Here is a 14,096-nt window from a genome sequence, read left to right on the forward strand (position 1 = left end):
CGGTTGCCCAGGCTCCGCTTTTGCGGTGGCGGAGAACCGTGGCGCAAGCGACGGTGGCCAGGGGGGCAACCTCCGGCTAATACGGAGCCGTCGATTCATTCCCGGCAGGGGAACGCGCCGGTCCGCGCGCCGAGCCCTCCGGACGATATTCCGTCCAGGAATTCCCGCCGGGATCGCCATCACTTCCGTACGGGCGCGGCAAGGGCTTTTTCCGGCTGCCCGGAGATCTTCTCCCGGCCTCGTCGCCCTCGTTTTTCCCGGCTGGAAACAGCACTACCCGCACTGTCGCGCCGCCGTGAGACTTCAGCAGCGCAAGCACGAAATGCGAGCCCGATCAAGTGAGGAGTGTGTCAATGTACGCAAGGCTCACGGAACTGGGCAGCCGGGTGCTCGGGTTGTTCGTTCCCGAGATCGACGCGGCCGCCATGGAGATCCTCGGCTGTGGCAACTACCCGGCCTGCTGGCAGTGCGGCGAGAAGTGCGGCTACAACGCGCCTTGTTGGGCCTGCTGCAACTCCAACGGGTGTCCGACGATTGTCTGCCAGTGCTAAGAGCTCCGCGGGAATCGCAAAGCCGCTGAGCTGACAGGAGAACCGCCCCGGCCGGGAACGCCGCGCCGACGGACGGCGACAGGAGGAGAACACCGGATGGGATATCTGGCACTCGGGATCCGCTGTCTCATCGGCGCGGTGTTCCTCGCCTCGTCCGTCGGCAAGGTGACCGGACACGGCGCGTTCGACCGGTTCGTGTCCTCCGTGGAGGGCATGCGGGTGCTCCCCGCCCGGTCGGCCCGGCCGGTGGCGCGGTGCGTGGTGGCCGCCGAGTTCACTGTGTGGGCCGCGCTCGCGGTACCGGTGACGGCCGTCGCCGTCCTGGGGTTCGTCGTCGCGGGCGGCCTGCTGGCCGTGTTCGCGACGGGAATCCTGCTCTCCCTGCGGCAGGGCGTCCGTGCGGCCTGCCGATGTTTCGGCGTGACCGCGAGTCCGCTCGGCGTGAGACACGTCGTACGGAACCTCGTCCTCACGGCCCTCGCGATCACCGGCGCGGTCGCCGTGCCCACGGCCGGCGGGACCACCGCGGGCGGGGCGGCCGTGGCGGTGATCGGCGGCCTGCTCGCGGGCGGTCTGGTGGCCGCCCTCGACGACATCCTCGACCTGTTCCGGCCCACGGGGCCGCTTCCGGAACCCGCCCTGAAGTCCTGACCCCGATCCCCCGATCCGCGGAGCCCTAAGGAGTCGACGCCATGCCCGTCCTGATCGCGGCAGTGGTCCTGGTGGGAGCGCTCTGTACGCTCGACCTGGTCCTCACCCTGGGAGTGGTCAAGCGGCTGCGCGAGCACACCGCGCTGATCTCCAAGATGGCGAACAGCCAGCCCAGCAGACCACCCGTCATCGGTGTGGGCGAGGAGGTGGGCGAGTTCAGCGCGGTCGCCGTCGGCGGTGACGTGCTGACCCGTGAGTCCCTCGTCGGCGACACCCTGGTGGCGTTCTTCTCGCCCAGTTGCGGGCCGTGCCACGAGATGCTGCCCAAGTTCGTCGAGTACGCGCGGGCCGTGGACGGCGGCCGGGAGCAGGTGCTGGCCGTCGTGGTCGGCTCCCTCGACCGGGCGAAGGGCCAGGTCGCCGAGCTCTCCCCGGTGGCCCGTGTCGTGGTCGAGGGCGGCAGCGAGGCCATCGTGGCCGACGCGTTCCAGATCAAGGGCTTCCCGACGCTGCTGAAGGTTCGGCAGGACGCCGACGGCAGGCAGGTCATCGCCGGGAACCAGGTGGACCTGGACGCCCCCGTCGCCGTCGCATGAGCATCGCACCCGGCCCTGGCCCTGGTCCCGGCCCTGGTCCCGGTCCTGGGTCCGTCGCGCCGGCACCCGTCCTCGCCCCCGGTGCCGACGACGTGGAAGCCGCCCCCGCGGCTTCCGCCGCCTCCGGCCCGAGGGCCGCGGCCCGCCGGATCGCCGCCGCCGGGGCCCTGGTCGCCCGCGCGGCCCCCGGCGTGCTCGGCGGATACGCGCTGTTCACCCTGGCCGCGGGCGCGCTCCCCGTGGTCACCGCGTGGCTGACCAAGCTGCTGCTGGACGGGCTGGCCCGGGGCGCTTCCTCCGCGCGGCTCGTCGGGCTGGGCGCGGGGCTCGCCGCGGCCGGTGTGGTGGCGGGCGCGGTCCCGCAGCTCACCCGCTATCTGCGGACGGAACTCGACCGCAGGGTGGGGCTGCTCGCCGAGGACCGGCTGTACACGGCGGTGGAGGGCTTCACCGGGCTCGCCCGGTTCGAGAACCCCCGCTTCCTCGACCGGCTGCGGCTCGCCCAGGGCGCGGGCGGCGGCACCCCGAACCAGGCCGTCGACGGCGCCATCGGCATCAGCCGCGCCGCCGTCACCATCGGCGGCTTCCTCGGCTCGCTGTCCGTGCTCAGCCCGTGGATGACCGCCCTCGTGCTCGCGGCCGCGGTGCCCACCCTGGCGTCCGAGGTCGCGATCGCCCGCCGCAAGGCCCGTACCCTGTGGGAGATCGGCCCGGTCGAGCGCAGGCAGATGTTCTACAGCGAGCTGCTGTCCAGCGTGGAGGCCGCCAAGGAGATACGGCTCTTCGGCATCGGCGCCTTCCTGCGGGGGCGCATGCTGGCGGACCGGCGCACCGCCAACGCCGCCAAGCGCGCGGTGGACCGGCGCGAGGCCGTGGTCCAGACGGCGCTCGGCCTGCTCGCCGCGCTCGTCTCCGGCGGCGGACTGCTGTGGGCGGTGACCGCCGCGCACGACGGCACCCTGTCGTCCGGCGACGTCGTGATGTTCGTGGCCGCGGTCGCGGGCATCCAGAGCGCGGTGACGACGCTGGCGAGCGAGGTGGCCCGCGGGCACCAGGCGCTGCTGACGTTCGACCACTACCTCGCGGTGACGCGGGCCGGGCCGGACCTCCCCCTGTCCGTACGGCCCGTGGAACTGCCGCCGCTGTCCCGGGGCATCGAGCTGCGGGACGTCTGGTTCCGCTATTCCGAACGGCACCCCTGGGTGCTGCGCGGCGCGAACCTCCACCTCCGCCACGGCCAGGCGCTGGCGCTCGTCGGCCTCAACGGCGCGGGCAAGTCGACGCTGGTCAAGCTGTTGTGCCGGTTCTACGACCCCGAGCGGGGCGCCATCCTGTGGGACGGCGCCGACATCCGCACCGTCGACGTCGCCGAGCTGCGCCGCCGGATCGGCGCCGTGTTCCAGGACTACATGCACTACGACATGACGGCCGCGGAGAACATCGCGCTCGGTGACCTGACCGCGTTCGACGACCGCCCCCGCCTGACGGCCGCCGCCGAGCGCGCGGGCATCCACCTCAGGCTGGCCGCCCTGCCGTACGGCTACGACACCCTGCTGTCGCGGAGGTTCTTCATGGAGTCCGACAAGGACAACCCGGAGACGGGGGTCGTCCTCTCCGGCGGCCAGCGGCAGCGCCTCGCGCTCGCCCGCGCCTTCCTGCGCGACCGGCGCGACCTGATGATCCTCGACGAGCCCTCCGCGGGGCTGGACGCCGAGGCGGAGCACGAGATCCACACCGCGCTCCGGCAGCACCGCGGCGAGCGCACCAGCCTGCTCATCTCGCACCGGCTCGGCGCCGTGCGCGATGCCGACGTCATCGCCGTACTGGAGGACGGCCGCGTCGTGGAGCAGGGCTCGCACGCCGAGCTCATCGGCGCGGGCGGGCGGTACGCCCGGCTCTTCGCCCTGCAGGCCGCGGGCTACCGCGCCGGTACGCCGGGCGAGCCCGCGCTCACGGGGGAGTCGTGATGACGGGACGGAGGAGGCGGGCGAGGCGGGCGGTGCTCGGAAGCCTGGCCGTGGGCGGGCTCACGGCCGCGCTCGTGGCGCTGACGCGCGGTCTGGTCATGGTGACCGTCCGCGGCACGAGCATGTGGCCCGCCTTCCAGGACGGCGACCGTGTCCTGGTACGGCGCGGCCCGCACCCTTCGGTGGGTCAGGTCGTGGTCGCCGAGCGGCCCGTGGCGGGCGAGTGGCCGGGGCGGCCGGTGCGTACGGAGGCCGGGGCGGACGCCGTACGCGGGCGGGAGTGGCTCATCAAGCGGGTGGCGGCGGTGGCCGGTGACCCCGTGCCGCGCGACCGGGCCCGTTCCCTGGCCCGTGTGCCGGAGGACCGGGTGCCCCCGGGCAAGCTCGTCCTGCTCGGGGACAACCGGAAGGTGAGCTTCGATTCGCGGGAGGTCGGCTACTTTCCCGCCGACCGGGTGCTGGGCAGGGTGCTGTTCGGGCCTGTCGGCGGGGTGCGCGATGCTCGGGGGCCTATCGGCCCTGCAGTCCCCTGACGTTGTCCCCGAAGCTCCAGCCCCGCGAGCCGTCCCAGTTCAGGGACCACGTCATGAGCCCCTTCAGCCCGTTGCCGTAGTTCTGCCAGGACTGTGCCACCAGGTCCGGTGACATATAGCCACCCCCGGCGCCGGGCTGCGCGGGCAGACCGGGGACCTGCTTGTCGTAGGGCACCCTGATCGTGGTGCCCTGGACGACCAGGCCCTTGTCGAGGCAGTCCGTCTGCGCGGTGAACCCCTGGACCGTTCCGGCGGAGTACGCGTCACCGGCACACCCGTACATGTTGCCGTTGTAGTACTGCATGTTCAGCCACCAGAGGCGGCCGTTGTCCGCGTATTTCTTCACGATCGGCAGATAGGCGCCCCAGATCGACCCGTACGTCACGCTGCCGCCGGTGACATAGGCCGTTTCCGGTGCCATGGTCAGACCGAATCCCGGCGGCATACGGTCGAGGACGCCGTCGATGATGCGGATGAGATTGGCCTGCGACGCGGAGAGTGTATTGATGTCGCCGCTGCCCGTGAGTCCGGTCTCGATGTCGATGTCGATTCCGTCGAAGTTGTACTTCTGGAGAATCGGCACCACCGTCTCGACGAACCGGTCGGCGACCGTACTGGAGCCGAGGTCGATTCCGGCCGCCGCGCCGCCTATGGACAGCAGGACGGTGGCGCCCGCGGATTTGGCCTGACACATTTCGGCGGGAGTCGGGACTTTCACGGTCGCGTCCATTCCGTCCTCCCACAGGGCCGTGCCGTCCGGCTGGATGACCGGGAACGCGGCGTTGAGAACGTTGTAGCCGTGGGCGCCGATCCGGGAATCCGTGACCGGTATCCAACCCAGTGGCGGGTGGACCCCGTTCGCGGCGCCGTCCCAGTTCTCCCAGTAGCCCTGGAGCACCTTGCCCGCGGGCCTCGGCTTGGTCGCGCAGGTGTCGGCGCGCGGCGACGGCGCGGCGGTGGCCACCGGGAGGTGCGCCGCGAGGACCAGTGCCAGGGCCGACGCGCCCCCCAGCAGACGTGCTCTCCGACCTCTCCGGCCTCTCAAGCCTTTCCGACCTTTCCGACCTCTCCGACCGGGCATGCCGTCCCCCTCGCGCGGGTGCCGCTGTGATTCCGGAGACCGTAAAGCGGAGCCGTTCCTCCGTCAATAGGTCTGGACCAAAACGGCGTCAACGCCCCTTCGTCGCCGCTGTCTTCGTGGCCAGGCCACGATTCGATCACCGATCTACAGCAAAAGCGGAAATTTGTGCGAAGATTCCGCTTCCTGGCCCGTGGGGGCCAGGTGACAAGGGGAAACATTGTGATACCAGCGACGTTCAGATCCACCAGAGTCGCCAGAGCCGCGGTCGGTGCGGCGCTGACGGTGGCCGTGTCGGCCGTGCTCCTGCCCGCCGCCTCGGCGAGCGCGGCACCGCAGCCGCGGAGCGTGGACGGCGAGACGGCGAAGGCGTTCAGCCGCATCGCCGACGCCCTCCTGACGGAGCGCACGGAGATGCTCGTGGACGGCCGGTCGGCACGGCACTCGGCGCCGAAGGCCGACAGGAACGTGCGGCTCTCGACGAACCTGGCGAAGAACGAGGACAGCGCGCTGTTCTCGCTGCGCACCCGCAAGGACCGGCTCGCCTCGCTCGGCGAGGTCTACACCTCGGCCGACACCAAGGTCTCGACGGACAAGGTGCAGGTCAAGAACGGCCGCGCCATGGTCCTCGTGACCGAGGTCACGACGTTCACGTACAAGAAGGTCCGCGGCGACGAGCCGACGACCACCGGCTTCCGCGCCCACCACGAGCTGAACTTCACCGCCGCGAACGGTGGCAAGTGGGAGCTGACGGGCATCCGCCCCACCGACTCGGGCCCCCGCCCGGTCAACCAGCCCGCGACCAAGCCGGCCGCCACGCCCGTCACCTCGCCGCAGGAGGCCAAGCCCGCCTCCATCGACCGGCCGTGGCGCCCCTCGCAGCCGAAGACGAGCACCACGTACGACTACAAGGCCATGGCGGCCTACGCGGAGAAGTACTGGAGCAACTACAACCCCGCCTACCGCAAGTTCAACGACGTCGGCGGCGACTGCACCAACTTCATCAGCCAGGCCCTGAAGGCCGGCGGCTGGAAGCCCGCGCCGGGCGCGACCGAGTCCAACCGCAGTTGGTGGTACGACTCCACCAACCAGTCGACCTCCTGGGTCGGCGCCAACGAGTGGTCGTGGTACGCGATGCAGTCCAAGCGCGTGACGAGCCTGGACAACGTCTACGACCTCGGCATCGGCGACATCCTCCAGATGGACTTCGACGGTGACGGGTCCAAGGACCACTCCATGATCACCACATACAAGAGCCGGAGCGGTGTCCCGTACCTGACTTACCACTCCACGAACACCTTCCGGAAGTCCGTGGCGAGCATCATCGCCTCGTACCCGGACTCGGTCTACTACGCCTACCGCACCTGATCCGGGCCGGGCTGCGGCCCGGTGACCCGCGTGGGCCCCGCCGCAGCGGCGGGGCCCGTTGCCGTGTGCCGGCGGGCCCATGATCGGTGCTTCATGGTCGTTCGCGTAGCATCTGTGATCGACGACCATCAGAGCGATTTTTGAGGGCGAAGTGGCACGGGTGTTCGGGAGTGTGAGCGTGAGGCGGCTCGAAGGTCACGGAGAGGGGAAGCCGTCCATACCCCCGGTCCAGAAATCGTCGAAGCCTGCTGGTCAGCAGGTAGGTTACGTGTTGTCCTGACGTGCTGTGGGGCAAGGCGTGCAGCCGGTGCACGTCGGTCCCTAGGGGCGCACGAGGTTTCCCAACGCCTCCTCCGTGCTCAACGCGAGCTTCTACCCTGGTCCTTCAGGGGAGTGTCTTCGGGGGATGGACGGTACGAGCATGGATCAGCTTGTGGTCGCGACTGCTCAAGGGATCATCGGCGCCTTGGCCACCGACGCCTGGCGCCAGGCGCGAGACGCCATCGTCGAGCTGTGGGCCCGGGTCCGCCCGGATCAGGCCGAAGCCGTCGGTGTCGAGCTCAACGACGCACGGACACAGGTCGTGGCCGCGCTTCGTGAGGGCGACACCGCCATGGCGGAAGACCTGACTGGGTATTGGCGCCTTCAAATTCGGCAACTGCTCCGTGAAGACCCGGCGTTCGCCGCGGATGTGCGTCGGTTGCTGGACGAACGACTTGCCCCGATGCGGCCTCCGGCCGAGCAAGGTGGCATCCCTCAGCAGCTGACTCAGACGGCTGAGGTGAGCGGCCATGGTCAGGCCTTTCAGATCGGAGGCAGCGCTACGATCCATCAGCTGCCCCGGCCGTGACGGGTGGTGACGGGGCCTCGCTGCCCCCTCGGCAGGAAGCGCGAGTCTCTGATCACGGCGAAGTCACGCAGGTCGCCCGGGACTACTTTCGCCTTGATGCGGTGTGCGCGGGCCGGCTCCCCCCTCCAGGGGTCACGCGGCCGGACACGATGTTCAACTTGATCAAGGACGTGCCTTGTTTCACGGGGCGTGACGCGGAATTACAGCGGCTCCTCAGCCTCGGTGGTGTCGGATCCCGGGTCACGGTCCTCACTGTGGACGGCATGGCCGGGGTCGGGAAGACGTCACTGGTGGTCCATGCCGCGCATCTGCTCGCCGACCAATTCCCGGACGGGCAGCTCTTCCGTTGCCTGCAGGCGCATGACCTCGACAGGGATCCCGTCCGTCCGGAAGACGCTCTCGGCGACCTGCTCGCCTGCACGGGGGTCGGTCCCAAGGACATGCCGCCCACGCTCGACAGCCGTGCCGATCTGTGGCGTGGTCGACTCGCCGGGAGGCGGGTTCTGCTGATACTGGATGACGCCGCCAGTTGTGAACAGGTTGAGCCCTTGCTGCCGGGAAGTCGGGGATGCCTTGTCCTGGTGACCAGTCGCAGGCGTCTGATCGGACTGGACGCAGCGGTGCCGCCACTTTCTCTGGATGTCCTGCCGGTCGATCAGGCCGTGGACCTCTTCGTCAGTATCGCGCACCGTGACCCAACTGGCTTGGAAAGCACATGCGTTGTCGACATCGTGCAGCGTTGCGGTCTGCTTCCCTTGGCCATCGCCTTGTTGGCCGGCCGCCTTTCCTATCGCCCGAGCTGGACTCTTGCGTGGCTCGCGGACCAGTTCAGGACCACGTTGGACCGGCTGGGCGAGCTCTCCGCCGGCAATCGTTCGGTCTGTGCCGCCTTCTACCTGTCCTATCGTGATCTGGATCCCTCGCTGCAGTGTTTCTTCCGGCACCTAGGCCTGCATCCCGGTACGGACATAGACGCCCATGCCGCCGCCGCTCTCGCGGGCATCACCGTGCTCCAGGCCCAACGCGGCCTGGATGAGCTGTACACCAACCATCTCATCGAAGAACCCGCCCCGCATCGCTATCAGTTTCATGATCTTCTGCACGAGTACATCCGTACCCTTCTCTCCGGCTGCGATTCGGAGGAAGATCATTCTCGGGCCGTCGAACGGCTTCTGGACTACTTCCAGTTCACTGCCGAAACCGCGTCCCGGCACGTCATTCCGCACGCCCATCGCATGAAGTCGCCCGCCGTGCTCCTTGTCTCCGTCGCGCCGTCGCTGCCCACGCGTGTTCTGGCGCTGGACTGGATGCGCGCGGAACTTCCCAATCTTCTGGCGTGTCTGGACAGTGCCATCGAGCGGAGGCAGCATGCGCGCGTGGTATGCCTCGTCGCGGCCATGGCCTCTTTCCTGCGCCTCGAAGGCCCCTGGACCCAGGCTGCCGCTTTGCACGCAAAGGCCGCGGCCGCCGCGAAGATCCTTGGGAACTGCGGGGAAGAGGCGAACGCGCTCATCGACCTGGCCCGCATCACCTACTTGGGTGGGGGCTGCTCGGAGGCGGCTGACCTGTTGCGTCAGGCCCTGCTCAAGTATCGGGGTGCTGGAGACCGTCTCGGCGAGGCCATCGCCCTCAATGAGCTGGGCGCGGTGAACATGGCGAAGGCGGATTTTTCGGCAGCGGGCGAACTGCTGGAGGAGGCGCTGGCTGCGTATCGCGCCGCGGGCGACTGCCTACTGCAGGCGAGGGCCCTCACGGACCTGGCCCATGTGCGATATATGGCGGACAACTATGCGGAAGCCATCGATCTCCTGGAGAGCGCACGGAGCTTCTGCCGTGCCCGGGATCCCGTCCTGGAAGCACGCGCCCTCAGCGAGCTCGGCCATGTGTACGAGGTGATGGGGGATTACCAGGCAGCCGTCGACCAGCAGGAGTCGGCTCTCGCTATCTATGGGGAACGTCGTTGTGCGGGGCGGGCCAGCGCGCTCATCGACCTGGGGCGTTTGCGTTTCCGGACTGGTGACTACGGGGGCGCGGTTGACTTGCAGGACCTGGCTGTGGCCATGTACCGGGAGCTCGGCAGCCGTGCAGGGGAGGCCTGCGCCTTACGGGATCTCGGCCGCGTGAAAGAGGTCACGGGGGACTACCAGGCGGCTGCCGGACTGCAACGAAGGGCCGAGGCCCTCTACCGCGAGTGTGAGGACCGCCTGGGTGTGGCGAACGCCTTGGAAGAGCTGGGCCGTGTGCATTGTCTCCTGGGCGAGTATCGAGCAGCCGAAGGGAAGTTCACGGAAGCTCTGGATGGGTACCGGTCCATCGGGGAACTGTTCGGACAGGCGAGTGCCCTGAACGGTCTGGGCAGCGTAAGCCGACTCACGGGTGACCATGGGAAGGCGGCCCGCCTGATGGAACAGGCCCTGGCCATGTGCCGCAACGTCGGTCATCGATCGGGCGAGATCGAAACTTTAATAAACTTGGGTGTGCTGCTGACGGAGTCAGACGGCCCTCGGGAAGCGCTTCCCCGCTACCAGCAGGCTCTCCAGCTCGCACGCCAGTTGCGGGTACCCCTCCAGGAGGCCCGAGCGCTGGAAGGCGTTGCTCGCTGCACCGCGCGCGCGGGCACGTGGAACGCCGCCCTCACCGACCTTCGGAAGGCCGTGGCCATTTACCGGAACCTCGGTGTCGTGGAGACGAACGCCGCTGCGGCGTACCTGGCGGAACTGGAATCCGAGGCGATCGCGGATGGCTGATGCCGGTGACGCTGTGCCCGAGCCGTGATGGATCACGACTGGTATCCGTCGCCAGGAGGCAGTGCGTCGGGACGGAACCCGCCCTATGTCGCCTCGGAGAACCCGGTGGGACGCCGCTTTCGGCGCGCCTCTCGTTGTAAGGTGCGGCGACAGCCCTTGACCTGCGGACGCGGGCAGGGAGCCGACAGATCAGGAGTTCCTCCATGCTGCGCACCATGTTCAAGTCCAAGATCCACCGGGCCACGGTCACCCAGGCCGACCTGCACTACGTCGGGTCCGTGACCGTCGACGCCGAGCTCATGGAGGCCGCCGATCTGCTGCCCGGTGAGCTGGTGCACATCGTCGACATCGACAATGGCGCGCGCCTGGAGACCTATGTCATCGAGGGCGAGCGCGGCTCGGGTGTGATCGGGATCAATGGGGCGGCCGCTCATCTCGTCCACCCCGGTGACCTGGTGATTCTCATCAGCTATGCCCAGGTCGACGACGCCGGGGCGCGCTCCCTGGTGCCGAAGGTCGTGCACGTCGACGCCGGGAACAGGATCGTCGCGCTGGGCGCGGACGCCTCGGAGCCCGTGCCGGGCACGGACACCGAGCGCAGCCCGCACGCGCGGCCGCTCGTGCCGTAGCCGTAGCCGTAGCCGTACGCGGTTCGGGGAGCCCTCCGCCCGGCCCGCACGCGCCGGGCGGAGGGAGGTGGGGTCAGCGGCCGAGCGTGTGGAGCACGGTCTCGCCGATGACGCGTTCACCCGTCGCGTTGGGGTGGAGCGGCATCGTGGGCGACGAGGGCAGGATGCCCTCGATCCACGGTGCCGCCGAGCAGCTGTCGTGGCCCTTCGTCGCGGCGGCCGTGTCGACGTACGAGGCGCCGCCCTCGGCGGCGGCGCGGGCCACCTTGCCGTTGATGTCGTCGAGGACCGAGCTCAGGTAGGCGAGGTCCCCGGTCGTGACGGGCAGCTTGCCGGTGCAGGCCCGCACGTCGTCGGGCAGGATCGACGGATAGCCCACGATCATCACCTGGGCCCGCGGTGCGGTGGCCTTGATCTTTCCGAGGGCGTCCACGAGCTGGGGCATGGCGGCGTCCACCCGCTGCCCCAGGGTGTCCTTGTAGTGATCGTGACACGGGGCGCCGAACGGGTCGGTCACGGCGAGGCCCACGCACGCCAGCACGACGTCCACGAACCCGAGGTCCGACGTGCCGATGTTGTTGCCCCCGATGGTCATGGTGACCAGGGAGGTGTCCGGCGTGACGGCGTCCAGCTGCGGGCCGTTGACGACGATCCCCGCGTCGGTCTGGGCCCGGGTGAGCGCGCCCACCTTCGCCGCGGCGCACGTCCGGTCCGTATACGAGGACGGGGTCAGGGCCGCGGCGACGACGTGCCCGTAATTGTGGTCGGAGCGCATGCACAATCCGTCCGACTGCCAGGGCACCCCCGCTCCCGCGGCGTATGAATCCCCGAGTGCCGCGTAGCCTCCGGCGAGGCCGCCGGCGGGGCCCCCGGCGGGTGCCGCCGCGTGGACGGGGGCGACGCCGAGCGCGAGGGCCAGCAGGGCTCCGCCCGCCACGGCGGACGCGCGTTTCCTCGATGCCCCGGACTTGCCGGGTGTCCCGGCCCCCGCGGAGTGCGCGGGGACGGAGGGGGTCGATGCGGCTCTGGGCACGGTTCCTCCTGAAGACGGCAGAGGGAAAGCGTTGCGAAACCGGCCGGTAACGTTCCCGGTATCGTCGCGGCCTGCCGCCCCACGGGCCATGTGCCGGGGCACAGCAGCCCCGCGCGGCCTTTTGTGCCCGCGCACAACCCCGCCCCGCCGCGCACGCGTTCGGTAACCTGCCAGTCATGATCCGTACGCCGGTCCCGCCCGCCGAGATCGCGCCCGTGGCGGCCGCGTTGCTGGGGCGCGTGGAGGAACTGGGCGTCCGCATGGCCCGCCGTATCCGTGCCGAGGTGGATTTCTACGGGGACGACGGCCGCGTGCCCTTCGAGCGGCTGAGCTCCTCCTGTACGCGCAACGCCGCGCTGGTCTTCGGGCAACTCGTCGACGGAGGCAGCGACATGACGTCGGCCCATGACACCGGGCGCGAACACGCCCGTCAGGGAGCCCCGTTGAGCGAGTTGCTCAACGCCTACCGCGTCGGGTCCGGCTTCCTGTGGTCCGAGCTGACCGCCGAGGCCCGCGCCACCGCGGGGGTCACCGCCGACACGATCGTGGCCCTGGCCGCGTGGTGGGTGAACGAGGGCCTCGCGGCGGCGGCGAGCGACGCCTACCGCGAGGCGGCGTCCGAGCTGTCGCGCCGCCGTGAGCGCGAACGCTCCGCCTTGGTGGAGGCCCTGTTCACGGGTGTGCTCACCGACCGCACCACGCTGTGGGACGCCGCCGACGCGCTCGGCCTCTCCAGCGAGGGCCCGTACGCCGTGGTGGTCGCCGCGGTGACCGTGCCGGGGAAGGAGGCGCTGCCCGGCATCGAGCCCCGCCTGCTCGCCGAGCAGGTGCGCTCGGCGTGGCGCCTGCTGCCCGACCTCCAGGTCGGGGTGGTGGGACTGCGCGGACGCGGCGGCGAGGACGCCCTCCTGCGCGTCCTCGGCCGGTCGCCCGGCCCCCGGGTCGGCATCAGCCCGCCCTACCTCGCCCTGCGGGACACCCCCAGGGCCCTGCGCCTCGCGCGCCTCGCGCTGGGGACGGCGGCACGCGGCGGGGGAGCGGCGATCGCGCGCTTCGACGAGAGCCCGCTCGCCCTGCTCGTGGCGGCCTCGCCGGAGGAGGCCGGGCGGATCGCGCGCGCCGTGCTCGGGCCGGTGCTGGAACTGCCGTCCGAGGAGGGCGAACGGCTTCTGGAGACCCTGGAGCACTGGTACGCGGCGGGCGGTTCCACGACCGCGGCGGCCGGGCTGCTGTACTGCCACCGCAATACGGTCCGCTACCGGCTGCGCAGACTGGAGGAGCTCACCGGCCGCTCCCTGCGGGACCCCCGCGCGGTCGCCGACCTGGCGGTCGCGCTCCACGCGCTCCGGCTGCTGCCCCCCGAACGGCCCTGAGGCCTTGAGGCCTTGAGCCCTTGAGCCCTTGGGGCTCCGTGACCTGTGGCCCCGTGGTCGCTACCCCCGCGTCACGGTGGCGCTCTCCATGACGGCGTCGACCTCCTTGTCCTCGGCCGGACCCGTGGGCTGGTCGATCCCGAGGAGGAACGCCGAGGCGTGGTCGCTCGCCGCGATGAGCGTCATCCGGAGCCGGGCCGAGCCGCCGCGCCCGTCGTTCACCTGCATCACCACCGTGTGCGCGGGCCGGTGGCTCACCGTTGTCGGACGGGACTCCGCCAGTCGTGAGCTGCCGTCGGGGTAGAAGAACACCGCGTTCGACCGGGCCGCCCGTTCCACCTGCCGCTGCAGATCGGCCTGCGGCACCGGATCGGAGCGGCCCGCGAGCACCATGCTGCCGGTGTCGCCGGTGCCGCGCTTCGTGTTGATCGAGGAGGTGAAGGCGTCGATCAGCTTCCGGTCCGAACGCTCCCAGCCCTCGGGTATCGCATAGGAGATCCCGGCCCGCCCGTCCGTCACCCGGGGTCGCCCGGCCAGCGGCGAGGCGTTGTCACCGGCGCCGTCGCGCAGCAGCCACCACGCGGTGGCGGAGGTGACAGCCAGGACGAGCACCAGCGCCGCGACGACACCGGCCACCACGGGCCCGCGCCGCCGCGGCACGGGCGGGACGACGGGGTAGGGCGGCGCGTACGCGACCGGATACGCGGGCCAGTGCGGGGC

General features: G+C 70.3%; 12 protein-coding genes and 1 pseudogene. 10 read left to right on the forward strand and 3 right to left on the reverse strand.

All coding sequences use genetic code 11. The features are described from left to right. The first annotated feature begins 353 nt into the window (after positions 1 to 353). The 5 genes from K6I34_RS17260 to K6I34_RS17280 all read left to right on the forward strand — a co-directional run bounded on the left by K6I34_RS17260 (position 354) and on the right by K6I34_RS17280 (position 4,298). Positions 354 to 551 carry a hypothetical protein gene (locus K6I34_RS17260; RefSeq protein WP_121804031.1) on the forward strand — a complete coding sequence of 66 codons (198 nt, stop codon included), beginning with the start codon at positions 354 to 356 and terminating at the stop codon, positions 549 to 551. A gap of 96 nt (positions 552 to 647) precedes the next feature. After that, complete coding sequence (locus tag K6I34_RS17265) at positions 648 to 1,202, forward strand: MauE/DoxX family redox-associated membrane protein (RefSeq protein WP_229327145.1); 555 nt, start codon at positions 648 to 650, stop codon at positions 1,200 to 1,202. Between the two features lie 41 nt (positions 1,203 to 1,243). Further along, positions 1,244 to 1,798, forward strand: a complete 555-nt coding sequence (locus K6I34_RS17270; protein WP_229327147.1) for a TlpA disulfide reductase family protein — start codon at positions 1,244 to 1,246, stop codon at positions 1,796 to 1,798. Positions 1,799 to 1,890: 92 nt separating this feature from the next. Further along, positions 1,891 to 3,765 carry an ABC transporter ATP-binding protein gene (locus K6I34_RS17275; protein ID WP_229327149.1) on the forward strand — a complete coding sequence of 625 codons (1,875 nt, stop codon included), beginning with the start codon at positions 1,891 to 1,893 and terminating at the stop codon, positions 3,763 to 3,765. A gap of 32 nt (positions 3,766 to 3,797) precedes the next feature. Next, entirely contained in the window at positions 3,798 to 4,298 is a 501-nt protein-coding gene (locus tag K6I34_RS17280) for a S26 family signal peptidase (RefSeq protein ID WP_229327151.1), read from the forward strand. Here K6I34_RS17280 and K6I34_RS17285 read toward each other — a convergent pair. Continuing rightward, a complete protein-coding gene (locus K6I34_RS17285) occupies positions 4,276 to 5,343 on the reverse strand; it encodes a chitinase (RefSeq protein ID WP_374230949.1) in 1,068 nt (355 codons plus the stop codon). The genes K6I34_RS17280 and K6I34_RS17285 overlap by 23 nt on opposite strands. A 324-nt stretch (positions 5,344 to 5,667) precedes the next feature. On the opposite strand from K6I34_RS17285, the gene K6I34_RS17290 reads away from it, so the two are divergent. From K6I34_RS17290 to panD, 4 genes are all read left to right on the forward strand, one after another. Continuing rightward, entirely contained in the window at positions 5,668 to 6,744 is a 1,077-nt protein-coding gene (locus K6I34_RS17290) for an amidase domain-containing protein (protein ID WP_229327153.1), read from the forward strand. A gap of 421 nt (positions 6,745 to 7,165) precedes the next feature. After that, on the forward strand, positions 7,166 to 7,594 hold the full coding sequence (locus tag K6I34_RS17295) for a hypothetical protein (protein WP_229327156.1): 429 nt from the start codon (positions 7,166 to 7,168) through the stop codon (positions 7,592 to 7,594). A gap of 158 nt (positions 7,595 to 7,752) precedes the next feature. Then, positions 7,753 to 10,341: a tetratricopeptide repeat protein gene (locus tag K6I34_RS17300; RefSeq protein ID WP_229327158.1), complete on the forward strand. Its 2,589-nt coding sequence runs from the start codon at positions 7,753 to 7,755 to the stop codon at positions 10,339 to 10,341. A 203-nt stretch (positions 10,342 to 10,544) separates the two neighbouring features. Then, the gene (gene panD, locus K6I34_RS17305) at positions 10,545 to 10,970 is read left to right on the forward strand and encodes an aspartate 1-decarboxylase (protein ID WP_229327168.1); all 426 of its coding nucleotides are present in this window, start codon (positions 10,545 to 10,547) and stop codon (positions 10,968 to 10,970) included. A gap of 73 nt (positions 10,971 to 11,043) precedes the next feature. On the opposite strand, the gene K6I34_RS17310 is transcribed toward panD, so the two are convergent. Further along, positions 11,044 to 12,003: an SGNH/GDSL hydrolase family protein gene (locus K6I34_RS17310; RefSeq protein WP_229327169.1), complete on the reverse strand. Its 960-nt coding sequence runs from the start codon at positions 12,001 to 12,003 to the stop codon at positions 11,044 to 11,046. A 176-nt stretch (positions 12,004 to 12,179) separates the two neighbouring features. On the opposite strand from K6I34_RS17310, the gene K6I34_RS17315 reads away from it, so the two are divergent. Then, the gene (locus K6I34_RS17315) at positions 12,180 to 13,376 is read left to right on the forward strand and encodes a CdaR family transcriptional regulator (protein ID WP_229327170.1); all 1,197 of its coding nucleotides are present in this window, start codon (positions 12,180 to 12,182) and stop codon (positions 13,374 to 13,376) included. Positions 13,377 to 13,436: 60 nt separating this feature from the next. On the opposite strand, the pseudogene K6I34_RS17320 reads toward K6I34_RS17315, so the two are convergent. After that, a pseudogene (locus tag K6I34_RS17320) lies at positions 13,437 to 14,096 on the reverse strand (hypothetical protein); the annotation flags it as partial.

It is taken from the genome of Streptomyces sp. UNOC14_S4 (genome assembly GCF_020740835.1).
Classification (GTDB): domain Bacteria; phylum Actinomycetota; class Actinomycetes; order Streptomycetales; family Streptomycetaceae; genus Streptomyces.

Coding starts and splice junctions, on each gene's coding strand:
- K6I34_RS17315 (WP_229327170.1), top strand. CDS start 12,180: ATGATCCGTACGCCGGTCCCGCCCGCCGAGATCGCGCCCGTGGCGGCC.
- K6I34_RS17265 (WP_229327145.1), top strand. CDS start 648: ATGGGATATCTGGCACTCGGGATCCGCTGTCTCATCGGCGCGGTGTTC.
- panD (WP_229327168.1), top strand. CDS start 10,545: ATGCTGCGCACCATGTTCAAGTCCAAGATCCACCGGGCCACGGTCACC.
- K6I34_RS17295 (WP_229327156.1), top strand. CDS start 7,166: ATGGATCAGCTTGTGGTCGCGACTGCTCAAGGGATCATCGGCGCCTTG.
- K6I34_RS17260 (WP_121804031.1), top strand. CDS start 354: ATGTACGCAAGGCTCACGGAACTGGGCAGCCGGGTGCTCGGGTTGTTC.
- K6I34_RS17270 (WP_229327147.1), top strand. CDS start 1,244: ATGCCCGTCCTGATCGCGGCAGTGGTCCTGGTGGGAGCGCTCTGTACG.